We start from the raw sequence: 23,057 nt of genomic DNA, 5'->3' as shown, positions 1-23,057 counted from the left end.
TTATCTTGTTCCGCATTGCTGCGCGTGGCACTGCAGAGGCGAAGCCTCGTCGACAGTGAGTTCGAGTGTGCCGCCGACGTTCCGGACGGGAATCTTGTCCAGATTCAGACCGTCCATCCCCGGCATGCAACCGGTCACGACGTTGAAACGCAGGCCGTGCGCGGGGCAACGAAGCAGGTGCCCGTCGAGCTGGCCGCCCGCAAGCGATGCGCCGTTGTGCGGGCACGCGTTTTCGATGGCGTGGAGATCACCTTCGATGTTAAAGATCACGATGCTGCGGCCATCGACGAAAGCAAGCTTGCGCTGTCCTGGCGCGAGTTCATCGGCCGGCCCGACGGGTATCTGGCGCGACATCATCTGTTCTCCTGATCGCCCGTCGAGCGCAACATGGCATCCACGATTGCGCCGGGCGAGTATGCACCTGACAGCGACAGGGCCGAATTGATCACAAAATGCGGCACGCCACTCACGCTGTCAGCCTGCGGGGAATCTGGGCGTGCCATGCTGTCCCCGCGTCGCGCTGCCGCCAGGTGTTCGGCGAGCTCTGCCGCATCGAGGCCGCACGCGAGGCCAATTCGCTCGAGCACGTCCGGGTCGCCAATATCTTCGCCGTCCATGAAGTAGCCGGTGAAGAGGCGGTCGATCAGCGGCGCAGGCGAAAATCCCGCGCCCGTCGCAACGGCCCACGAAACGAGGTCGTGCGCTGCCCGCGTGTTGGGCATCACCTCGATCCTGTCGAACGCCAGCTGGACGCCAGCGGCGTGCGCGGCCTCCTGGACCTGTGCGCGCCGCGCTGCGACCGCGCCAGGACTTCCCAGACGATTCACATAGAACGCCTGATAAGGCACGCCACCTGCCGGCATATCCGGCAGCAACTGATGCGAGTGCCACCGCACCTTGACGGTGACATCCGGGCGCAAGGTGGCGAAGCGGTTGACGGCCGCGTCGAGATTGCGCTTGCCAATCAGGCACCACGGGCAGACAAAATCGAAGTGGACATCGACCGTCAGTGACGCGTTTCTATTGACAGGCGTGCCCTGCTTCGTTGTCCCGTTCATGTCAGAGAAGCTCACGAATCAGGGTTTCTGCCTGCGGCCACTCGCCGTAGCCGGCCGCCGGGTTCAGATGCCCGACCTCGCCGAGGTCGACGAGGCGGCTGCCCCAGTCCGCGGCCATCGCCGCAGCACGATCGAACGCTCCCAGCGGATCGTTGCGGCTGGCGCCCAGAATGCTCGGGAACGGCAACGGCTTGCGCGGATGCGGCAGCCAGCCATTCGCTTCGAGCGCGTCGAGCGTCGGATAGCCGGCGGGCATGGGCATTTCCACGTCCGCGGGCGTCGCGAGCAACGCGCCCTGGATCGGGCGATTGTGGCGCTGCGCCCATTGCACGGTAATCATCACACCGGCGCTATGAGCGACCAGTACGATCGGGCCATCGATCTTCGCGATCGCCTCGTCCAGTGCCGCGACACGCGCCGCACAGCTGAGCTTGTCGTGCTCGAGCGGCGGCACCGAAGCTGCCTTGGGCAGGCGCGCCTGCAACAGCGTCTGCCAGTGTTCGGCGACGTGGTCGCGCAGACCCGGCACGATCAGTACGGTCGGTTCTGTATTGAGAGTCACGATGCGGATCCCTTCAGGTTAGTACGGCCGGTCGCCGACAATGCCCGCGCGGTCCATCTTGCGATGGCACGGCGGGTAATCCATCACTGCGTAGTGCTGTGTGCTGCGGTTGTCCCAGATCGCGATGCTGTTCGGCTTCCAGCGCCAGCGCACCTGGTGCTCCGGGATATACGCCTGGCTGATCAGATAACGCAGCAGTTCGGACGCGCCCGGATTGGCGTCCTGACCGAAACGCACGCGCGCCGGCGTGTGGAAGTTCGTGAAGTGCGTCGTGAACGCATTGACGAACAGAATCTTCTCGCCCGTGTCGGGGTGCGTGCGCACGACCGGATGCTCCGCGTCGGGGTACTGGGCCTTCAGTGCATGGCGCTTCTCGATCGGCATCGCCGCACCGAAACTCGCCTCGATGCTGTGGCGTGCGCGCAAATCGGCGATCTGCTCCTTCACGTGCGCGGGCAGGTTCTCATACGCGAGCACCATGTTTGCCCACATCGTGTCGCCGCCGACGGGCGGACATTCGACGCAGCGCAGCACGGCGCCAAATGGCGGGGCTTCCCGCCACGTGGCGTCCGAGTGCCAGGAATTTTCGTAGCGGTCGTTGGGCTGGTCCGGCGACTTGTAGATACGCACGAGTCCCGGATGCTCAGGGTCGCTGCCCGCAACCGGGTGATCTTCCAGTTCGCCGAAGCGGCGCGCGAAACTGACATGTTCAGCGCGGCTGATGTCCTGATCGCGCAGGAACAGCACGCGATGTTTGACCAGGTTCGCGCGGATCTCGGCGAAGAGCCCATCGTCATGGATCGCATCGGCGAGCTTGACGCCGACCAGTTCAGCGCCGAGGGCGTTGGTGAGTTGTTCGACACGCATGGTGCCCTCCCTAGATAACGAAGACCGACGAGCCCGTCGTCTTGCGCGTTTCGAGATCGCGATGCGCCTGCGCGGCATCCTCGAGCGAGTAACGCTGGTTGATCTCGATCTTGATGCGGCCGGCCGCAACGTGGCCGAACATTGCGGCAGCGAGGTCCGCTTTTTCCGCCGGGTCGGCGATATAGTCGGCGAGCGCCGGACGCGTCAGATACGGCGAGCCTTTCATTGCGAGGATCTGCGGGTTGAATGCAGGGATCGGGCCCGATGCCGTGCCCACGCAAACAATGAGACCACGGCGCTTGACCGAATCCAGCGTGGCTTCGAAGGTGTCCTTGCCGACGCTGTCGAAAACGACGTTGACGCCAATGCCATCGGTCAGCTCGCGCACGCGCCGTGCGACATCTTCATGGCTGTAGTTGATGGTGTAATCGCAGCCATGCGCGCGGGCGACTTCCGCCTTCGCGTCGCTCGACACGGTACCGATCACCGTGACCCCGAGCAGCTTCGCCCATTGCGAGACGATCAGCCCGACGCCGCCAGCGGCCGCGTGCAGCAGGACCGTGTCGCCGGCCTTGAAGTCATAGATGCGTCGCATCAGATACGACGAGGTCAGGCCCCGCATGGTCATGGCTGCAGCCGTTTCGCACGCGATGCTGTCGGGCAGCTTGATGAGCGGTGCGGCCGGGCACAGGCGCTCGGTGCTGTACGCGCCAAGCGTGTTAATGAAGCCGGTGTAGGTGACGCGATCGCCCACCGCAACGTTCGTGACGCCCGCACCCAGCGCTTCGACCACACCGGCTGCTTCCACGCCCATGCCGGCAGGCAGCGGGACCGGATACAGTCCGGAGCGGAAATAGGTATCCGCGAAGTTCAGGCCAACTGCCTCATGGCGCAGGCGAACCTGCCCCGGGCCCGGATCGCCCACTTCAACGTCTTCGTAACGCAAGACCTCAGGGCCACCGGTTTCATGAAAGCGGACTGCTTTCGCCATGATTCGTTCTCCAGGTTGTTTCTTGATCTACTAAAAGGATTGCGCCTGCCGGAGGACCATCGCCTCCCGCCGCAGGCGTCTGTTACTGCATGACGTCCGGGTACTGCCGTGCTCCAGCGCGACGTGGCTAGTGTCCGGCCTGCTCACGCAGTGCGTTCACACAGTCGAGATCGCGCCTGTAACTGCGGCGGCCGATAGCGAACGCGACAGCGGCGAGCAGCGGTGCAAGCGGCACCAGTTGCAGGGCGCCGAGCAGGCCGATGCGGTCTGCGACGATGCCCGTGAGAATCGCCGCCGGTGCGAGGCCCAGCAGGTTGTTCGCGAGTGTCAGCGTGGCGAATGCCGACGCGTGGATCGACGGCGGCGTAAGGTTCGCTACCATCGCACCCGAAGGCCCCGTCGCGCCAGCACAGAAGAACATGCCGCAACCGATCAGGACGAGCTGCACCGGGCCGGCCGGCAGCTGGAAAGCCGTGCCGAGCAGCACGCAGCACAAGAGGCAGTACGCGATCGCGGTCAGCCACTTTCTTTGTGCAACCTTCCTGTTGAGACGGTCGGCCAGATTGCCGCACACGATCATGCCAAGGCCGGTTACCAGCACAAACACCGCGGCACTCATGGCTGCCTTGCCAGGCGCCATACCGTAATAGCGGTTCAGGAAGCTCGGCATCCACGCCCACACGGCCGCCGGTACGAGCAGATGAATACCGCTGCCCACGTAGGCGCAAACGACGGACCGCGTGGAAAACAGCCCCTTCACCAGCGCGCGGAAACTCATGCGCACGCCGAGGTCATCCTTCTTCGCGGCGCTCGACGGTTGCAGTTGCGCCAGTCTTTTCTCGGTGACAACGCAACGATAGACGACCACGAGCACGATACCGAGGCAGGCCATTGCGCCGAACGACCAGCGCCATCCGAGGTGGGTCCCGACGGCACCGCCGATCGCCATGCCCAGCACGGAGCCAAACGCGCCGCCCGCCATGAAGGTACCCGTGAGCGTGGCGCGCAGACGCGCCGGAAAAATACTCAGAACCAGCGCGATGCCCACGCTGCCGTAGGCCGCCTCGCCTATCCCGACGAATGCACGCGCAATCAACATCTCGCCGTAATTCGTCGAGATCGCACAGCCAAGGGTCGCGAGACTCCACAGCGCTGCCATCAGTGCAATGCTCTTGACGCGGCCCCAGCGATCCGCGAGAACCGAAAGCGGAAAGGTCAGCACGCCAACCATCAATGCAACCACGCTGCTGAGCGAACCCAGCTTCGTGTCGGAAAGGTTCCACGCAGACTTGATAAACGGAAAGACTGCGTTCAATACCTGACGCGACATATAGTCGGAAAGCAGCAGACCGATCGTGAGTGCGCAAACCACCCACGCATAGACCGGTATGTCCGACTTCGTTGCCGTTAATTCGCCCGTTGCGGGCTCAGCGTGCTGCAAAAGCATTTTTGTCTCCATCCATCTCTCGGCATCTCTTTCCTTTTGCCCGCAAGGGACCAAAGGGGCCGATATGTGTGTCGCTTCCCGAACCGGGTCCGGGAGCCTCCTTCTCTAACCGCCACCGGCACGATGTCGTGTCGATGGCGGCGCCCCCCTGTTACGCTGCGCGCAACGGCCGGCTCTTCACGCCCGGCTTGCGGTTCGGCGCCATGCCGTTGGCCGCGAGCGTCTCCTCGACGCTCTTGTACTGCACACCGATCTTGTAGATCGCGCGCGCTTCCTTGCCCGTCGCGATCTCGCGACCCAGTTCGCGCGCTACGCGCACGCACTGTTCGATCTGCTGCACCGACGTCATCCGGTTGCCGTGCTGGTCGATGATCGTGTCCTCGATGCCGCAGCGCGGATGCAGACCCATCGCCATCGCCATCATGTTGAACGGCAGGACGTTCTTCAGGAGCGATTCGGCCGTCAGCGTGCCGCCTTCAGGCGCACGATGGACGAAGTTGAAGAAGTTGAACGGGTTCGGGCCGTCGAAGCCGCCACCGATGCCAATCCACGTCAGGTTCAGCGGACCCTTGTAGACGCCCTTGCGCACGAGGCGATCCAGCGTTTCGAGCGCGTGGATGCCGGTGAGCTGGAAGTGTGGCTGGATGCCCGAGGCCTGCAGGCGTCGCAGATGCTCTTCCACCCATGCCGGGCCGGCCGGCACAGTCATTTCGCTATATGCGGTATGGAGAAGCGGGTTCGCCAGCGAAGTGCCTTCAAGGTACTCCGGATACAGCAACTCCATGATGTTCATCTGCGTCGTATTGATCGCGACGGTCACCTGGTCCGGCTTCGGTTCGAGGTCGGCGAGCATGTGGCGCGTGTCGTCGGAAAGCCACTTCGCTGCCTGTCCGTCGTCTTCCGGTGCGAACGAAATCGAGCCACCCACCTGGATGATCATGTCCGGCACGGCTGCGCGCACGCCTGCGATCAGTTCATTGAACTTCGACAGACGCTTGGAGCCCTTGCCGTCCAGTTCACGCACGTGCAGGTGAAGCACCGTTGCGCCTGCGTTGTAGCAGTCGACGGCCTTTTGAATCTGCTCTTCCATCGTCACCGGAATGTCTTCAGGAAAGTCCTCCGGCATCCATTCCGGGCCGTACGGCGCGACGGTGATGACTACCTTTTCCTGATTTTCGGGGTGCAGCGAGTCGTCGAAGAATTGCATCGTTTCCTCCAGATATAGTTGGACTTTCCACCTCCGCGCCAGGGCCATTCTGGACGCGACGGAAAATGAATCAGTGAGGCGAAGATACGGCAATCCACCAAAGCAGTTTTCGTTTTTGGTGACATTGTTTTATGATTCGACGACACTAGGCGTTAACACCAGTCCTGTGCAGACAGGCCGCGCTCCGGCAAAAAAAGGAACAAAATCAGATGCAAACCATGGTGAGATCGTCGTCGATGCACGGCTATTTCGACGTGACGCGACGTCTCGGGCTCAATCCCTATGAACTGGTGCAGGAAGTCGGTCTCGACGCGGTGGCGATGGCGAACCCGGATGACCGGATTCCGGCCGACGGCGCCTGCCGGCTGCTGGAAATAACGGCGGAAAGAGCGTCGTGTCCAACACTCGGGCTACAGATTGCGCAAACGCGCCAGCAGTTCGGTAGTGGAGTTGTCAACATTCTGCTCGCCCACAAGCGCACGCTACGCGACGTGCTGCTGGCCGCTGCCCAATATCGACATCTGCTCAACGAAGCGCTGGGTATTCACGTCGAAACGACCGGCGACACGGTAACGATCCGTGAAGAGCTTGTCGCAGAACCGGGCACGCGGACCGTGCAGGCGATGGAGCTGGCAGTGGGCGTGCTGTCCCGTCACTCCAGCGCGCTGCTCGGCGCCCACTGGAAACCGCACAGTGTGCATTTCACGCATCCGGCGCCGGGTGACCTCGCCTTCCACCGCCGGTTCTTCGGATGCCCGATCACGTTTGAAAGCGACTTCAACGGTTTCGTCTGCTCGACGGAAGATCTGGACTTTCCGAATCCAAATGCGGACCCCGTACTGGTCCGTTACGCGGAAAGTCTCGCCAATCCGCTCAACGCGATGGCGGCCGATTCGATTGCGCTGGAAGTGCGCAAGGCGATTTATCTGCTGTTGCCGCTCAGTCAGGCCTCGGTCGAACTGGTCGCGCGGCAGGTGAACCTGACAGTGCGCACGCTGCAGCGCCAGCTCGATTCGACCGGTTCCAGTTTCTCGGGCATCGTTGAAGAAGTGCGGCGTGACCTCGCCGTGCGCTATCTCCTCAACCCACGCTATCCGATCGGCCGGGTCGCCGCCCTGCTGGGTTACACCAACCAGGGGTCGTTCACGGTCTGGTTCCAGGGGCGCTTTCAGATGACACCCCGTGAATGGCGCAGTCGCCATAGAAGCAGCCCATAGTTCCCGCGGTCAGACCTCCGCCCCCAAAAGGGCCTGCATGGCTCAGGGCCGGTAACATTCACGCCTTTTTTAGCTGTGCGCGAGACGGTGACGGTCGGCTCAGTCCAGTCGAAAGACCTTTACCGTGTTTGTCAGCAACTCGGTCTGCTGGTGCTGCAATTTCACCTGCTCGACGGTGGCCGCAACGTGCGCCGCATTTTCGCGGGTGGCCTCGTCGATGCCGGCAATGTTGTCGCCCACCTGGTCGATGCCCGCACGCTGGGCGTCCGTCGCCTGCGCCATCTCGTGAACGATGGTGGTCAGATGCGTGACACTTTCCAGTATCCCCGCGATGGTGTTGCCCGCACTCTCGACGAGCGTGTTGCCGGTCCGTGCACGATGGACAGATTCGCCGATCAGTGCGCGGATCTCCTTGGCGGCGGCTGCACTGCGCTGCGCCAGAACACGGACTTCTGCCGCTACCACCGCAAACCCGCGCCCCTGCTCCCCGGCCCGGGCGGCCTCGACGGAGGCGTTGAGCGCGAGGATATTCGTCTGAAACGCGATGCCGTCGATCACGCCGATGATGTCCGTGACGCGTTCGCACGAGCGGTAAATCTCGCCCATGGTGTCAATCACGGCATCGATCGCCGCACGCCCCTCGGTTGCGACTTCGCTCGCTGAACCCGCGAGCGCGCGCGCGGAGGTTGCGTGGTCTGCGTTCTCGTGGACACTTTGCTTCAGTTGTTCCATGGCCGCGACGATGCCCTCAAGGGAAGACCGTTGCTGGTCGGTGCGCTCCGAAAGGATCGCATTGCGCTCGCCGATGCTGGCCACAGCCTCCGCGACTTCGCGGGCGCTATTGCGCACCTGCAGCAGCGTCTTGCGAACCATCCCGAGCGTCGAGTAAAAGGAGTCGCCCACGCTGCTGGCAGGGCGGACCGGACACTCACTCAACGTAATGAAGCCGGACTCGCGCCCAATGCCCTGAGCCATCATTTCGAGCTCGCCCGCAATCCGCGCGTCACGCTCCTGGCGCACGGAGATGGCCGCGAGAAACAGCGTCTGGAGCCACAGAAAGGCCCAATGCTGCGCCACCACATCAAGCCCTGTCCGCGGGAACGCATTCACGTCCCAACCCCAGGCCTGGAAATAGTTGAATGCGAGTTGCTGCACGGATATGAATCCCGTGGCGAGCAGAATGACCCGAATGTCGCGGTAAGCGAGCAGCAACGACAGCAGGATGAACACCACGAAGTGAAACTCATCCTGCCCCTTCCCGATGTCGATCATGACGGCCGCGCCGCCCATGAAGGTCATCGCCGAAACCAGTCGGGTAGCCAGATGTCCGGGCATGGCAAACGCGAAGGCCGTCGACAGAAGCGCAAATGGCAGCCCGACTGCACAAGCCGGCCCGAGGTTGTCGAAATGCCAACCGATACCCAGCGAACCCGCGAGCATGATCCAGTTGACGACCGCACAGGCGCGGTCCGTGCGTTTTCGCGCGACCGTGATAGGACTGTTGACACCTGCTGTGCCGCGATCGGCGGTCGGGCTGGAGCGCCGCGGGCTGACGTGGACTTGCGGCCCGGCGATGGCTGCGCCTGTGAGACTGCCTTGCATGACGTATCGACTCCTGAAATTCCGCTAGAGAGGGCGACGGTCGCTGACGACGACACAACCAGCGAACCTATGCGTCCGGGCGGCGAACTGCGCGCCTGTCCGTCACATTTAACGGAAGGCAGCCGCGGACACTGCATAGGGGAATTCCATAAGTTGATATAGCAACTATTTTGCTTGTATAATCAACTTTATTGGTGCCGCAGAGTTTTCGTGCTTTTTGCCCGCTGCAAGCGGGGAAATGGGCAGAGGGCAAGCCCGCCGGGCTCCTGCTTTTCCGCTGGCGTCAGGAAGCAGCCTTTCGAACCGTGCCCTTCGATGTGAGATCCGCCCTGGCTGGGCGTTTTTGCGTCGTCGCCTGTTTGCGTGCAGCAGGTACGCCGGCGTGATCGATGAGATAGACCGAGCGGTCTTTCGCGTCCCTGATCCACGCTGGCGGCCGCGCGTGGCCGCTCCAGGTGGCGCCGGTTTTGGGATCGCGATACCTTGGCGGCCGCTTTGCGGTCGAGGCCACCTCCGCCTTCTCCGCCTGCCTTGTCCTGCTGGGTGGCTTGATCTCTTTCGCGCCCGAGCGGCTGAAATCGACACCCGCACGCATGAGGAGCCTGACCGCCGGTGACTCGTCGGAGGTAACCGGCGTTTTCGCAGCGCGCTTCGAGGCCACTGCCTTTTTTGCGGCCCCCATCGCTTTTGGAGCCACCGCACCCTTGCGTGTCGACGGCTCGCCCAGTTCGTCCGCGGAAATACCAAAGCGCTTCATTTCGAGTCGAATTCTGGCGATCGCAGCCTCGCGTTTCTGGCTTTCCAAAGCCTCCTGTTGCAGCCGCTTTATCTCTGCCTGAATCTCGTCGTAGGACCTCACTGCAGTTCCCCCGCGTTGTTTTAAGTGCCGGAATTATAGGTTTGAATTCGCGATCCGGGTAAAGCCCCCAACGTAGCGATCGTATCGAACCACGTCGACAGGAATTCTGGCCGAAACGTTGATTTATCAACGACATTGAATGGACGGGAGGAATCGGACACCGGACGATAAGCATGGGGCCAAAAACGACCTCAATCATTCCCTTCGCGCCTCGAATCGATCTACCAAACCTGAAATTACCGATTTCATTTCCGAAATCAAAGCGACCCACGCTTCATCGAGATTCCCCAAGCAATCAAAGACTTACAGAAATCACGCGCACATGGCCCAATCCTTGCAGTTGATTAAGCTTGCTTTTGGCACGCGCACGCGCGCACATGCTGGATCGCCTTGACTCATCCGTCACGGCACAGCCTGTCACCGATAAACCCATCTATCCTTTACACGGCAATGACCCACACTGAACGAAAAGACGTAGACACCCGGGCCGTCGCGGCAGCCGGCTCCCACCATGACAAGACTGAAGCGACGCAAAACGGGCGAAGCGCGAACGACCGGGCTCAAGCCGCAGCGAACTGGGCGTGGGCGCGCGATACGGCTCACTATGACTGGATGGATTCGCATGCCCCTTTCTTCGAGCGTTCGTAAGCGTTCCTGAGCCTGCGTATCCAGCGCCTGTTTTCAGAAGTGTGAAGCACTATCAGTCTCCAGCCCTTTTCTGGTTCCTGGCTGGTCCGTTATACGAGAGATGAGACAACTCCACCATGGCCTTTGCACCGATCCGTTCATTGCTGATTGCCAACCGGTCCGAGATCGCGATCCGGGTGATGCGCGCGGCCGCCGAGATGAACATTCGCACCGTCGCGATCTACTCGAAGGAGGACCGGCTCGCGCTGCACCGCTTCAAGGCTGACGAAAGCTATCTGGTCGGCGAAGGCAAGAAGCCCCTTGCAGCCTATCTGGATTTCGAGGACATCCTGCGTGTGGCCCGCAAGGCCAACGTCGACGCGATCCATCCCGGGTACGGCTTTCTCTCCGAGAATCCCGATTTCGCGCAGGCCGTCATCGATGCAGGCATCCGGTGGATGGGTCCGTCGCCCGAGGTCATGCGCACGCTCGGCAACAAGGTCGCGGCGCGCAATGCGGCGATCGCGGCCGGCGTACCGGTCATGCCCGCCACTGCACCGCTTCCGCAAGATCTGGACGAGTGCAAGCGTCTTGCCGCGGGCGTGGGCTTTCCACTGATGCTGAAGGCAAGCTGGGGCGGCGGCGGGCGCGGGATGCGGGTGCTCGAACGCGAACAGGATCTCGAAACCGCGCTGCCCGCGGCCCGACGCGAAGCGCTCGCCGCTTTCGGCAACGACGAGGTATACGTCGAAAAGCTCGTGCGTCACGCGCGCCATGTCGAGGTACAGGTGCTGGGGGACACGCATGGCAACCTCGTCCATCTGTACGAGCGCGACTGCACGGTTCAGCGACGCAACCAGAAGGTCGTCGAACGTGCGCCTGCGCCCTACCTGGACGCCGCAACCCGCGCAAGTCTGTGCGAGTCTGCGTTGCGCCTGATGCGCGCGGTGGGCTACAGCCATGCCGGCACCGTTGAATTCCTGATGGACGCCGACTCCGGCCTGTTCTATTTCATCGAGGTCAATCCCCGCATTCAGGTCGAGCACACGGTGACCGAAATGATCACCGGCGTCGACATCGTGAAGGCGCAGATCCGTATCACCGAAGGTGGCAGGATCGGCATCACCGACGACGAAACCGACGAATCCGGCAACGTCCTTACCCGCGCCGCCGGCGTGCCCGCGCAGGCGGCGATCCCGCTCAATGGTCACGCACTGCAATGCCGGATCACCACCGAAGATCCGGAGAACGGCTTTCTGCCTGACTACGGGCAACTCACGGCCTATCGCAGCGCGGCCGGCTTCGGGGTGCGCCTCGATGCGGGCACGGCGTACGGGGGCGCCGTCATCACCCCCTACTACGATTCGCTGCTGGTCAAGGTGACCACCTGGGCACCCACCGCGGCTGAATCGATCCGCCGTATGGACCGGGCGCTGCGCGAGTTCCGTATCCGCGGCGTGGCTTCGAACCTGCAGTTCCTCGAGAACGTCATCAATTATCCGGCGTTTGGCCGCGGCGAGCTCACCACCCGTTTCATCGATACGACGCCCGAACTGCTGGCCTTCACGAAGCGCCGTGATCGCGCCTCGAAGCTGCTGCGATATCTGGGTGAAGTGACTGTCAACGGGCACGCGGAACTGGTCGGACGGGCACTCCCCGCGTTGCCGCTGGCGAAACCTGTTTTGCCGCGAGTCGACGGCAGCGGGCCGGTGCCCGCCGGCACGCGGGACCGGCTGCGCGAGCTGGGCGCGGAGAAATTCTCACAGTGGATGCTGGACCAGAAGCAGGTGCTGCTGACCGACACCACGATGCGCGATGCGCATCAGTCCCTCTTCGCCACGCGCATGCGCACCGCCGACATGCTGCCCGTCGCGCCGTTCTACGCGCGCGAACTGTCGCAACTGTTCTCGCTCGAATGCTGGGGCGGCGCGACCTTCGACGTCGCGCTGCGCTTTCTGAAGGAGGACCCATGGGAGCGTCTCGCGCAACTGCGCGAACGCGTGCCCAACATCCTCTTCCAGATGCTGTTGCGCGGCTCGAACGCGGTCGGCTATACGAACTACGCGGACAACGTGGTGCGCTTTTTTGTCCAGCAGTCGGCCAGCGCGGGCGTCGACGTTTTCAGGGTGTTCGATTCGCTCAACTGGGTGCGCAACATGCGCGTGGCGATCGACGCGGTATGCGAGAGCGGCGCGCTGTGCGAGGGCGCGATCTGCTATACAGGCGACCTCTTTGACACCTCGCGCGCGAAGTACGACCTCAAGTACTACGTGGACATTGCACGCGAGCTTCAGCGCGCGGGCGTGCACGTGCTGGGCATCAAGGACATGGCCGGCATCTGCCGGCCCCAGGCCGCTGCCGCGCTCGTGAAGGCGCTCAAGGAAGAAACCGGCCTGCCCGTCCACTTTCACACGCACGATACCAGCGGAATTTCAGCCGCCTCGGTGCTGGCCGCGATTGGCGCGGGCTGCGACGCAGTCGACGGCGCACTGGACGCCATGAGCGGGCTCACGTCGCAACCCAATCTGTCCAGTATCGCCGCCGCCCTGTCAGGCAGCGAGCGCGACCCGGGTCTGAACCTCGAACGGATGCACGAAGCGTCGATGTACTGGGAGGGCGTGCGCCGCTACTACGCGCCATTCGAATCGGAGATCCGCGCCGGCACGGCCGATGTATACCGGCACGAGATGCCGGGTGGCCAGTACACGAACCTGCGCGAGCAGGCGCGCTCGCTTGGCATCGAGCATCGCTGGACAGAGGTCTCGCGCGCCTATGCCGACGTCAACCGGATGTTCGGCGACATCGTGAAGGTCACGCCGACCTCGAAGGTGGTCGGCGATATGGCGCTGATGATGGTCGCCAACGACCTGTCGGCGGCCGACGTATGCAACCCGGCCAAAGAGATCGCTTTTCCCGAGTCGGTTGTCTCGCTGTTCAAGGGCGAACTGGGTTTCCCGCCGGATGGCTTTCCGGCAGACCTGTCACGCAAGGCGCTCAAGGCCGAGCCGCCCACGCCCTACCGGCCGGGCGACCAGATTCCGCCCGTCGATCTCGAAGCAGCCCGGGCCGAGGGTGAAGCCGCGTGCGAGCAGCCGCTCGATGACCGCCAGCTCGCGTCATACCTGATGTATCCGAAACAGGCAGTCGAGTACTTCCAGCACGTGCGAACGTACAGCGATACCTCCGTGGTGCCGACGCCCGCCTTCCTGTATGGCCTGCAACCGCAGGAAGAAGCGGCGATCGATATCGATGCGGGCAAGACGCTGCTGGTCACCCTGCAGGGGCAGCACGCCGATGCCGAAGACGGCATGGTCAAGGTGCAGTTCGAACTGAACGGCCAGTCGCGGACCACCCAGGTCGAGCGGCGCGCGACGGCGCAGACCGGAGCCGTTCGCCAGAGCCGGGCCGCCGCAGACCCGTCGAATCCGCTGCATGTAGCCGCGCCGATGCCGGGCTCGGTGGTCACGATCGCCGTGCAGCCGGGCCAGCGCGTCAGCGCCGGCAGCACGCTGCTTGCGCTGGAAGCGATGAAAATGGAAACGCACATTGCCGCCGAGCGCGATTGCGAAATCGCCGAGGTGCGGGTGCAGGCCGGCGATCGCGTTGCCGCCAAGGACCTTCTGATCGTGCTGAAAGACGCCTGAGGAACCGTCGCGCGCCACCAGGCGGGCCCGGCCCGACCGGTGGTGCGCGTGTGCCCTCCCGCCGTGGGAGGGGGCAAGCGCGAACACTCGCATTATTGTTGTGTGTCAGGAGACAACACGACCGCAATCCGCTGACCACGCTGGCGTTTCAACGGCGTTGCAGCGTCCACGCCAACCTCGATTGCGAGGCATGACGGCAGCGTTTTCCCCTGCCGCAACGGTTGCAATTCCGGCCAGCTACGCGCCCCCGCTTGCGGAAGCGCGCGTCATCGGGTTGCACACATCGATTCGACCCGAGGCAATCGTCGGCGCCTGTCGCACCCCGCATCGTGCCGCTTCGTCCGAAGCAGGCCCGGGCCCGACGCGCTGATCGATTCGCGAGTGAGTCCATCCATTCAGTAACAACTATTTGAGAGACAGATGAACGAAATCGGCGGTTACGACTTTGAAGACCTGGAAGCAGGCATGAGCGCCAGCTTTGCGAAAACCATTACGGAGGCGGACATCCTGCTCTTCGCGGCCGCATCGGGCGACATCAACGCAGTTCACATCAACGAGGAGTTCGCGCGGACCACGCCGTTCAAGGGACGCATTGCGCACGGGATGCTGTCCGCCAGCATGATTTCGGCGACCCTCGCCGGGCGCCTGCCCGGCCCGGGCACCGTCTACCTCGGACAGAACCTGCGTTTCAAGGCGCCGGTCCGGGCTGGCGATACCGTGCATGCAACGGTCGCCGTGAAAGAGCTGCAGCCGGAAAAGAGCCGCGTCGTGATGTCGACCGTCTGCACGGTGGCAGGAAAAGTGGTGATCGACGGCGAAGCGGTCGTCATGGCGACGTCCCGTGCGCGGCGTGTGGCCGAATGCGCGGACAGTGCCGGAGAGCCTGCAATCACGAGTGAGTCAATCGAGGCGCAACGATCATGCCGTTAAACGTACCGACCGAATACCTACAGGGATTCATCACGTCCGGTCAGCAGTTCTGGCGCACCATGGCCGGCCTGGATACGAATGGCGCGCCTCTCGACGACGCGTCCGCTGCATTGCAGCCCCTGAAAACGCTCACCGCTCCCGTGGCGCTGCTCGAAGCACATTCGGCGTACTGGCCACAGCTGGCGACAGTCTGGACCCGCACGCTGGCGGGCACGATGGGCGCGGAAACGGAGCCCGTGATTACGCCCGAGCGCGGTGACCGTCGCTTTGCTGCCGAAGACTGGCACAAGAATGCCTGGTATAGCCTCCTCAAGCAGAACTACCTGCTCAACGCACGGTTGCTTGAAGATATCGTCGATGCAGTCGCCACGACCGAGAAAGACAAACGGAAGTTCAAGTTCTTCACGCGCCAGCTCATCGACTCGCTGAGCCCGGCCAATTTCGCTGCGACGAATCCCGAGGCGCTCAAGCTCGCGTTCGAATCCAGCGGCGAGAGCCTGCGTGACGGCTTCACGAACCTGCTTGCCGACATGCAGCGCGGCAACATCTCGATCACGGACGAGTCCGCTTACGAGGTCGGCCACAACGTGGCGGCGTCACAAGGCTCGGTCGTGTTCGAGAACGATCTGTTCCAGTTGATCCAGTACGCTCCGCTCACAGAGAAGGTCGCGAAACGACCGCTTCTGATCGTGCCGCCGTGTATCAACAAGTTCTACATTCTCGATCTGCAGCCTGAAAATTCCTTTGTGCGCTTTGCCTGCGAACAGGGCATGACCGTGTTCATGGTGTCGTGGCGCAATCCGGATGCCACGATGGCGCAAACGACGTGGGACGACTACGTCGAACACGGTGCGTTGACAGCGCTGAACGTTGCGCAGTCAATTACCCGCGCCGACCGTGTCAACGCGGTGGGCTGGTGCGTAGGCGGCACCATTCTGTCGTCGGCCACGGCAATCGCCCGGGCACGCGGTGAAGACAAGGTGGCGAGCCTCACGCTACTCACCACGATGCTGGACTTCGAGGAACCGGGCGAACTGGGCGTCTTCATTGACGAAGCAGGCGTCGCACAACGCGAGAGCGCGATCGGACGTGGCGGCATCTATTCCGGCAAGGAACTCGGGTTCACGTTCCAGACATTGCGGGCAAACGACCTGATCTGGCCGTACGTCATCGGCAATTACCTGAAGGGCAAATCACCGCCGGCATTCGACCTGTTGTACTGGAACGCCGACAGCACGAATCTGCCTGGGCCCATGTACACCTGGTATCTGCGCAACATGTACCTGGAAAACAACCTGCGCAAGCCGGGCCGTTTGACGATGTGCGGCACGCCAGTCGACCTCGGGAATATCGACACTCCGGCCTACGTGCTGGCAACCGAAGAAGATCACATCGTGCCGTGGCGCTCGGCTCATCGATCCACGCAACTGCTTGGCGGGCCGACGCAGTTCGTTCTTGGCGCAAGCGGCCACATCGCGGGCGTCGTCAATCCTGCGTCGAAGAACAAGCGGAGCTTCAAGGTCAGCGATGACTCCACCGCCGATCCGGATGCGTGGCTGGCTTCCGCCGAAACGCGGCCCGGCAGCTGGTGGAACCACTGGATCGAGTGGCTGACGCCCTACGCTGAAGAATCGGTCAAGGCGCGCGTTAAGCCTGGAAACGCCGTTCACAAGCCGGTCGAGCCGGCCCCTGGACGCTATGTGAAAGTACGTACCGCCTAGTTCGCATTCTGGCTGGGACCTGCAAGGCCGCGAAGCGTTTGTCGCTTCGCGGCCTTTTTAGCATCAGACGTTGTCACCCGAACGTGCGGCGTCCGGCAGATCCCGCAGATAGGTACGCCGGCAAAGCATGAACGCCAGCGCTGCAGGAATCGATACGAGTTGCGCAAGCTGAAGCGCGCCAAGCAGGCCGATCCTGTCCGCCAGCACGCCGGTCAGGAACGGACCGGGCGCTGCGCCCATCAGGTTATACGCCAGCGCAAGAATCGCGAGAGCGGTCGCGTGTACGACAGGATTCGCCAGGTTCGCAACCGATGCGCCCGCTGGCCCCCACGGACCGGCTGCCACCAGTGCGCCGAGTGCGATCAGGATGATCTGCGCGTTGCCAGCCGGCAGGCGGAAGGCAATGGAGAGCACCACGCATGACAACAGGCAAAAGCCAATGCCAAACGAGACCTTGCGGGCAGGCGCACCACGGCCCGCCCAGTCGGTCAGCACGCCGCACAGCGTCATCCCGACGCCGCTCAGAATAAACATTCCCGCGGCGGACATCGCCGCCTTCCCCGGCGCCATCCCGTAGTAACGGTTGAGATAACTCGGCATCCAGGCGAGCAGTGAATACAGCGCGAACGACTGAAGCCCGCCGCCGAAGTACGCGCAGATCAGCGCACGCGAGCCGAACACAGCGCGCAGCGTCTCCCCAACGGAAAGACCTGTGCCGGTACCTGTGCGCACAGCCGCGCTCTGGTGAGCGTGGCGCGCGAGCCTGCCCTCCGTGACGGTCAGGCAGTACACGGCGGTCACGACCAGCCCGAAGGCGGCCATCGCGAGAAACGCCTCGCGCCAGCCGTAGTGGGCCGCAATGGAGCCGCCCAGCGCGGTGCCGAGCACTGCGCCGAAAATCCCGGCCGATGTAAAGGCGCCCGCCAGTGTCGCACGCACCTTTGGCGGAAAGACGCTCATGATCACCGCGAGCCCGACGCTGCCGTAGGCCGCCTCGCCCACGCCAACAAAGAACCGCGCGGTCAGCATCTGGCCATAGTTCGCCGCGAACGCGCAGCCCAGTGTCGCGACACTCCATACCACCGCCATCAGCGCGATGCTGCGCGCGCGGCCCCAGCGGTCAGCCAGCAGCGACAACGGCATGGTCAGTATTCCGACCATCAGCGCGACAACGCCGCTCAGGCTGCCGAGTTGCGCATCGCTCAGGGTCCACGCGGCCTTCAGTTGAGGAAATACGGCGCTCAGTACCTGCCGCGACATGTAGTCGGAAAGAAGCAGGCCAAGTACAAGTGCGGTGACGGCCCACGGGTAGGCCCGCGAGCGTGATGATGTACCTGCCAGACCGGTGTTGCCGGTCCCGGATAAATTCAGTCCCATTGAGGATCTCCTCCTGTTGTATATGGCTGTTATGAGCTCTGGTGGGCGGAACGTGCATGCACGCTCTTTTAATGCGGGTATTTCCGGCGCTCCTCCTGATAGCGACTGACGAGCCGGCTTCGTCGGTGCGACGATCAATAAGGCACGTCGCCGATGATGCCGGCGCGTTCCATCTTGCGGTGACACGCGGCGTAGTCCATTACAGCGTAGTGCTGCGTGCAGCGGTTGTCCCAGATTGCAACGCTGTTTCTGGCCCAACGCCAGCGCACCTGATGCTCCGGGATATACGCCTGGCTGATGAGCCACGCCAGCAGCTGGCTGCCTCCCGGGTTGTAGTCCTGTCCGAACCGCACCCGGGCAGCCGTGTGGTAATTCGTAAAGTGCGTAGTGAAGGCGTTGACGAACAGGATCTTCTCGCCGGTATCCGGATGGGTCCGCACCACCGGATGCTCGGCGTCCGGGAACTGCGCCTTCAGCGCGAGGCGTTTCTCGATCGGCATCGCCGCACCGAAGCTCGCCTCGATGCTGTGCCGTGCGCGCAGCTCCGATATCTGCGCCTTGATGCGCGCCGGCAGATTTTCCCAGGCGAGCACCATGTTTGCCCACATGGTGTCGCCACCCAGCGGCGGACACTCCACGCAGCGCAGCACGCAACCGAACGGCGGCGCGTCACGCCACGTGGCGTCGGTGTGCCAGACGTTTTCGTAGCGGTCGTCTGGCTGGTCCGGTGACTTGTAGATGCGCACGAGGCCCGGATGGTCCGGGTCGCTCCTCGCCACCGGATGGTCCTCCAGCTCCCCAAAACGCCGCGCGAACGCGACGTGCTCGGCCCGGGTGAAATCCTGGTCACGCAGGAACAGTACGCGGTGCCTGAGCAGCAGCCCGCGTAGCGCGGCGAAAAGACCATCGTCGTGGATCGCGTCGGCGAGCTTGACGCCGATGATCTCCGCGCCGATGGCACACGTCAGCTGTTCAACACGCATGACCGCCCTCGCAGATTGCATCTATCCAAAGAGCGCATGACATTCTGGATTCCTCAGTTTATTCGACCCTGTCGCGCATTGTGCGTCGCCAATCCGCTGGCAGGAATCAGTCGCCGTTCCGCTTCACATACAGCGACTTGCGTGGCGCCGACAGCACACGCCGGACCATCGGTTCAAAAAACGACAACGGCCGCGTGTCGTAGTCGGTCATGAACGCGGCTGCATCGTATTTCTGGCAAAACTCAGCCGTCCGTTCGAACAGTTCGGGCTCGCTCCTGAATTGCTCCCGAAGGTGGCGGTCCTGACCCAGATGCTGGAAGAAATAGTAGCCCTGGAAAATGCCATGCTTCTCGACCATCCACAGGTTCTCGGGGCTCACAAACGGCTTGAGGATCGCGGCCGCGACGTCAGGATGATTGAAGCTGGCGAGCGTATCGCCGATATCGTGCAGCAGCGCGCACACCACATACTCCTCGTCGCGGCCGTCCCGATGAGCGAGCGTCGCTGTCTGAAGCGAATGCGTCAGACGGTCAACAGGAAATCCGCCGCAGTCTCCTTCGAGCAGTTGCAGGTGCGCCATTACGCGATCGGGTAGCGACTTGGTGAACGTCGAGAATTCAGCGAGGATGAGGGCCCAGTCATCTGCCGTCCCGTTCTCCATATGGCTGAAGGCCGCGCGCGCATCCACGTCGTTTTCACTCATTCGAATCTCCTCGGGGCACCTGACGCCCCTTTTCCTGCATGTTGTTCGAAGCGAGCGCCGTCAGGCGCGGCGCATCAGACTGAAGCTTTGCGCGGAAGGACCGAAGTCCGGCTGGCTGGCAAGGAACATCGCGACTGGAACGACGTCCTCCGGTTCCTTGACCCACTCCTCGTTGAACTGGCATTTGCCGCCGAAGTCGGTCATCGCGGTACGCACCGGTCCGGGAATCAGTTCATTGACGCTGATGTTCGCGTCCTGGAGTTCCAGCGCGAGGGTCTGGGTGAGCAGCCACATACCCGCCTTCGAACTGCCGTAGGCAGATAGACCGGCATTCGGACGCTGCCGCAGTCCCGAGCCCATCAGGATGATCTTGCCCGCCCCGCGCCGGCGCAGATGCGGTATTGCCGCACGCGCGGTATGGAACACGCCCGTGAGGTTCACGTCGATGACCTGCTTCCAGAGTTTCGGATCGGAATGTTCGATCGTCCCGGTCACGGTGCCGACACCTGCATTGGCGACGACGATGTCCACGCCGTCGAACGCCTTGACTGCTCCGGCAAACAAAGCCTCGACGGACTCGTAATCGATGACGTCCGAGGCAATCGCAATTGCCCGCCCGCCCTGTGCGTTGATCAATGCGGCGGTTTCATCGATCTCGCCGCCCGAGCGTGCGCTGCACACGACAGCTGCACCCGCTTTCGCGTAGGCCAGCGCGATGGCGCGTCCGATGCCGCGGCCTGCGCCTGTGATCACAGCGACCTTTCCTCGTAACGCTTTGTCTTCTACCGGATTCATTGAGCTCTCCTGACGCATCGAATGATTTCAGGGAGCTTACCGGTGAGCACTCGCACGGCGGTACTCCTGAAAACCCAGCCCCCCGTCGCTGGGGGGAGCCTTCCCGGTAGCGACGCCGGTAGTCTTTTGCCACGGGCCGGCTCAGCAGTTTCCATCATGCCGGTTCTGGCGTGATCGCAATCTGAAAGGAGCAGTCGTATGACACTGGAAAACAGGATCGCCCTCGTGACGGGCGGTGCGCGAGGTCTCGGCTTGAGCATTGCACTGGCGTACGCGCGTGCGGGCGCCCAGACAATCATTTGCGATATCAACGAAGAGAACCTGAACGCCGCGCGTGAGGAAATCACTGCGGCGGGGAAACACGAATGCGTCGCGAGGATTTGCGACGTATCGTCCAGCGCGCAGGTGGCGGACCTGTTTGCGTGCATCAAGGCCCGCTTTGGCCGGCTGGATGTGCTCGTCAACAACGCGGGAATCGGGCCGATCGGTCCCGAGGATGACGCGCGGCGCAACCGGCACTGGGATTACATGACAACGCCCATGCCCAGACAGGCGCTGGGTTTTACGAGTTCGATGTCAGACGAGCAATGGCACCGCTACTGGGGCGTCAACGTTCATGGCGTGTTCTACTGCACGCGCGAAGCATTGCGGATCATGGAGCCCCGGCGCAGCGGCAAGATCATCAACATTGCGTCGATTGCCGGGATGTCCACGATCAGTGCGCACAGTCCGCACTATTCGGCGACGAAAGGCGCGGTGATCACGTTCACGCGGACCGTGGCGGCGGAAGTGGCCGGCGGGAACATCTACGTGAATGCGATCGCGCCGGGCGGCATCCAGACACCGGACTTCGAGAAATACTTCGTCCGGTCCTCCGAGGAGCAAAAGAACAGGCTGATGCAACTGATCCCGCTCGGCCGCTTCGGCAAGATGGAGGAATACGCGTCGCTTGCCGTCTACCTTGCGTCCGACAATCACTATCTGGTCGGTCAGGTCATCTCGCCCAACGGCGGCGCGGTCTGAGACGCAGCCCGCTCTCGCAGGCCCGGCTCTGTCCGACGTTTCCGCGCGCTCCGGCGACGAACGTCACTGCCAACAACCGCGTGTTTCCCTGACAGAAACGCCGCTGCGGCAGTGTTTCCGCAGCGACGTTTCTGCACCCCCGCACGGCGAAGGTCTTCGCGCCTAACGCGCCGCGTTCGTCGACTTGCGCATCTTCGCGACATCGTCCGGCAGCACAGCGGGCGCGTTGTTGTTCCAGCCCGCCCGGACAAACGTCAGCACATCGGCGATCTGCTGGTCGTTGAGCACCGGCGCGTACTTCGGCATTGGGTACGGCGCCGGAATGCCGCCCACCACCAGGTCACCCGTGCCGTTCAACGTCACGTTGACGAGCGACGACGCGTCTTTCTCCAGCACGTTCGGATTGCCCGCCAGCGGAGCGAGCATCGGCGCGAAGCCCCGTCCGTCGACGCCGTGACAGTGCATGCAATACGCGGCATAAACCTTCGCGCCTGGATCGAACGCCGGACGGTTCAGCGACACCTTCGTCGCCTTCGGGTCATATGCATACTGCGCGCCGCCGTACCCACCCGAAGCCGGTAACGACTTCAGGTACTGCGCCATCGCGGTGACGTCGGTGTCGTTCATCGCCTGCGTGCTGTTATTGATCACGCTCGTCATGGAACCGAACGCCGACGCATGCGCGTTCGCGCCGGTTTTCAGGAACGTCGAGAGATCCTGCTCCGTCCAGCGGCCGAGCCCGACGTTGTGTTCGCCCGTCAGGTTCGCGGCAAACCAGCCGTCGAGCAGGCCGCCCGTCAGAAACGCGCTGCCGCTCTCATCGAGCGCCTTTTCCTGGAACGCAAATCCGCGCGGCGTGTGACACGATCCGCAATGCCCCAGCCCCTGGATCAGATACGCACCGCGATTCCACGCGACGTCCTTGCCCGGCTTGTCCTGATACACGCCGCTCTTCAGAAACACGACGTTCCAGAGTTTCAGCGGCCAGCGCATGTTGAGCGGCCACTTGATATCCGGCTCGCGGTTCGCCTGCTTCACGGGCGCAACGCCGTTCATGAAATACGCGTAGAGCGCGTGCATGTCGTCGTTGTTGACTTTCGCGTACGACGGATAAGGCATCGCCGGATACAGGTTATGGCCGTCCTTCGCGACGCCTTCACGCATCGCGCGCGCGAAGTCTTCCTCGGTATAGCGGCCAATGCCGGTGTCCGGGTCGGGCGTGATGTTCGTCGTGTAGATCTGGCCCATCGGCGTGTTCATCGGCAGACCGCCCGCAAACGGCTTGCCGCGCGGCGCCGAGTGACAGGCAAAGCAGTCGCCGAGCTTCGCCACATATGCGCCGCGTTGAATCAGCGCGTCGTCGGCTGCGTGGGAAAACATCGGCAACGCCAGACCGAGCGCCGCGGATAACGCTTTGAGTGTGATATTCATCGACGTTCTCCGC

The 23,057-nt window shown here is 62.9% G+C and carries 19 protein-coding genes; 5 read left to right on the top strand and 14 right to left on the bottom strand.

What is annotated here, in order from left to right:
- The 7 genes from LPA36_RS11380 to LPA36_RS11350 all read right to left on the bottom strand — a co-directional run bounded on the left by LPA36_RS11380 (nt 1) and on the right by LPA36_RS11350 (nt 6,132).
- Nucleotides 1–354: a Rieske (2Fe-2S) protein gene (locus tag LPA36_RS11380; RefSeq protein ID WP_228876555.1), complete on the bottom strand. Its 354-nt coding sequence runs from the start codon at nt 352–354 to the stop codon at nt 1–3.
- A complete protein-coding gene (locus LPA36_RS11375) occupies nt 354–1,058 on the bottom strand; it encodes a DsbA family oxidoreductase (RefSeq protein ID WP_228876450.1) in 705 nt (234 codons plus the stop codon). The genes LPA36_RS11380 and LPA36_RS11375 overlap by 1 nt, the downstream gene beginning before the upstream one ends.
- 1 nt (nt 1,059) lies before the next feature.
- Nucleotides 1,060–1,620: an RBBP9/YdeN family alpha/beta hydrolase gene (locus LPA36_RS11370; RefSeq protein WP_228876448.1), complete on the bottom strand. Its 561-nt coding sequence runs from the start codon at nt 1,618–1,620 to the stop codon at nt 1,060–1,062.
- A gap of 18 nt (nt 1,621–1,638) precedes the next feature.
- On the bottom strand, nt 1,639–2,487 hold the full coding sequence (locus LPA36_RS11365; RefSeq protein WP_228876447.1) for a TauD/TfdA dioxygenase family protein: 849 nt from the start codon (nt 2,485–2,487) through the stop codon (nt 1,639–1,641).
- A gap of 10 nt (nt 2,488–2,497) precedes the next feature.
- Nucleotides 2,498–3,478, bottom strand: a complete 981-nt coding sequence (locus tag LPA36_RS11360; RefSeq protein WP_228876445.1) for a quinone oxidoreductase family protein — start codon at nt 3,476–3,478, stop codon at nt 2,498–2,500.
- Between the two features lie 127 nt (nt 3,479–3,605).
- Nucleotides 3,606–4,925: an MFS transporter gene (locus tag LPA36_RS11355; protein WP_228876444.1), complete on the bottom strand. Its 1,320-nt coding sequence runs from the start codon at nt 4,923–4,925 to the stop codon at nt 3,606–3,608.
- Nucleotides 4,926–5,076: 151 nt separating this feature from the next.
- Nucleotides 5,077–6,132 carry a BKACE family enzyme gene (locus tag LPA36_RS11350; RefSeq protein ID WP_228876443.1) on the bottom strand — a complete coding sequence of 352 codons (1,056 nt, stop codon included), beginning with the start codon at nt 6,130–6,132 and terminating at the stop codon, nt 5,077–5,079.
- A gap of 209 nt (nt 6,133–6,341) precedes the next feature.
- Here LPA36_RS11350 and LPA36_RS11345 point away from each other — a divergent pair, with 209 nt between their 5' ends.
- Nucleotides 6,342–7,349 carry an AraC family transcriptional regulator gene (locus LPA36_RS11345; protein ID WP_228876441.1) on the top strand — a complete coding sequence of 336 codons (1,008 nt, stop codon included), beginning with the start codon at nt 6,342–6,344 and terminating at the stop codon, nt 7,347–7,349.
- Nucleotides 7,350–7,448: 99 nt separating this feature from the next.
- On the opposite strand, the gene LPA36_RS11340 is transcribed toward LPA36_RS11345, so the two are convergent.
- Both LPA36_RS11340 and LPA36_RS11335 read right to left on the bottom strand, forming a co-directional pair.
- Nucleotides 7,449–8,951 (bottom strand): methyl-accepting chemotaxis protein, encoded by a 1,503-nt coding sequence (locus tag LPA36_RS11340; protein ID WP_228876440.1) that lies wholly within the window; start codon nt 8,949–8,951, stop codon nt 7,449–7,451.
- A 283-nt stretch (nt 8,952–9,234) separates the two neighbouring features.
- Nucleotides 9,235–9,810 (bottom strand): H-NS family nucleoid-associated regulatory protein, encoded by a 576-nt coding sequence (locus LPA36_RS11335; RefSeq protein WP_228876439.1) that lies wholly within the window; start codon nt 9,808–9,810, stop codon nt 9,235–9,237.
- Between the two features lie 764 nt (nt 9,811–10,574).
- Between LPA36_RS11335 and LPA36_RS11330 the strand changes: the two genes are divergently transcribed.
- The 3 genes from LPA36_RS11330 to LPA36_RS11320 all read left to right on the top strand — a co-directional run bounded on the left by LPA36_RS11330 (nt 10,575) and on the right by LPA36_RS11320 (nt 16,732).
- Nucleotides 10,575–14,081, top strand: coding sequence for a pyruvate carboxylase (locus LPA36_RS11330; protein ID WP_228876438.1), 3,507 nt, complete (start codon nt 10,575–10,577; stop codon nt 14,079–14,081).
- 420 nt (nt 14,082–14,501) lie between these two features.
- Nucleotides 14,502–15,011 carry a MaoC family dehydratase gene (locus tag LPA36_RS11325; RefSeq protein WP_228876437.1) on the top strand — a complete coding sequence of 170 codons (510 nt, stop codon included), beginning with the start codon at nt 14,502–14,504 and terminating at the stop codon, nt 15,009–15,011.
- Entirely contained in the window at nt 15,002–16,732 is a 1,731-nt protein-coding gene (locus tag LPA36_RS11320; RefSeq protein WP_228876436.1) for a PHA/PHB synthase family protein, read from the top strand. Before LPA36_RS11325 ends, LPA36_RS11320 begins: the two co-directional genes overlap by 10 nt.
- Nucleotides 16,733–16,795: 63 nt before the next feature.
- On the opposite strand, the gene LPA36_RS11315 is transcribed toward LPA36_RS11320, so the two are convergent.
- The 4 genes from LPA36_RS11315 to LPA36_RS11300 all read right to left on the bottom strand — a co-directional run bounded on the left by LPA36_RS11315 (nt 16,796) and on the right by LPA36_RS11300 (nt 20,590).
- Complete coding sequence (locus LPA36_RS11315; protein WP_228876435.1) at nt 16,796–18,109, bottom strand: MFS transporter; 1,314 nt, start codon at nt 18,107–18,109, stop codon at nt 16,796–16,798.
- Between the two features lie 134 nt (nt 18,110–18,243).
- On the bottom strand, nt 18,244–19,092 hold the full coding sequence (locus LPA36_RS11310) for a TauD/TfdA dioxygenase family protein (RefSeq protein ID WP_228876434.1): 849 nt from the start codon (nt 19,090–19,092) through the stop codon (nt 18,244–18,246).
- Nucleotides 19,093–19,198: 106 nt separating this feature from the next.
- On the bottom strand, nt 19,199–19,795 hold the full coding sequence (locus LPA36_RS11305; RefSeq protein ID WP_228876433.1) for an HD domain-containing protein: 597 nt from the start codon (nt 19,793–19,795) through the stop codon (nt 19,199–19,201).
- 60 nt (nt 19,796–19,855) lie between these two features.
- Nucleotides 19,856–20,590: an SDR family NAD(P)-dependent oxidoreductase gene (locus tag LPA36_RS11300; protein ID WP_228876431.1), complete on the bottom strand. Its 735-nt coding sequence runs from the start codon at nt 20,588–20,590 to the stop codon at nt 19,856–19,858.
- A 198-nt stretch (nt 20,591–20,788) separates the two neighbouring features.
- On the opposite strand from LPA36_RS11300, the gene LPA36_RS11295 reads away from it, so the two are divergent.
- Nucleotides 20,789–21,613, top strand: a complete 825-nt coding sequence (locus LPA36_RS11295) for an SDR family NAD(P)-dependent oxidoreductase (RefSeq protein ID WP_228876430.1) — start codon at nt 20,789–20,791, stop codon at nt 21,611–21,613.
- A 162-nt stretch (nt 21,614–21,775) separates the two neighbouring features.
- On the opposite strand, the gene LPA36_RS11290 is transcribed toward LPA36_RS11295, so the two are convergent.
- On the bottom strand, nt 21,776–23,044 hold the full coding sequence (locus LPA36_RS11290; protein ID WP_228876428.1) for a c-type cytochrome: 1,269 nt from the start codon (nt 23,042–23,044) through the stop codon (nt 21,776–21,778).
- Between the last annotated feature and the right edge of the window lie 13 nt (nt 23,045–23,057).

The organism is Paraburkholderia saeva, assembly GCF_907164555.1.
GTDB lineage: Bacteria > Pseudomonadota > Gammaproteobacteria > Burkholderiales > Burkholderiaceae > Paraburkholderia > Paraburkholderia saeva.
The sequence above is the reverse complement of the archived record's forward strand: the minus strand, read 5'-3'. Positions and strand labels throughout refer to the sequence as shown.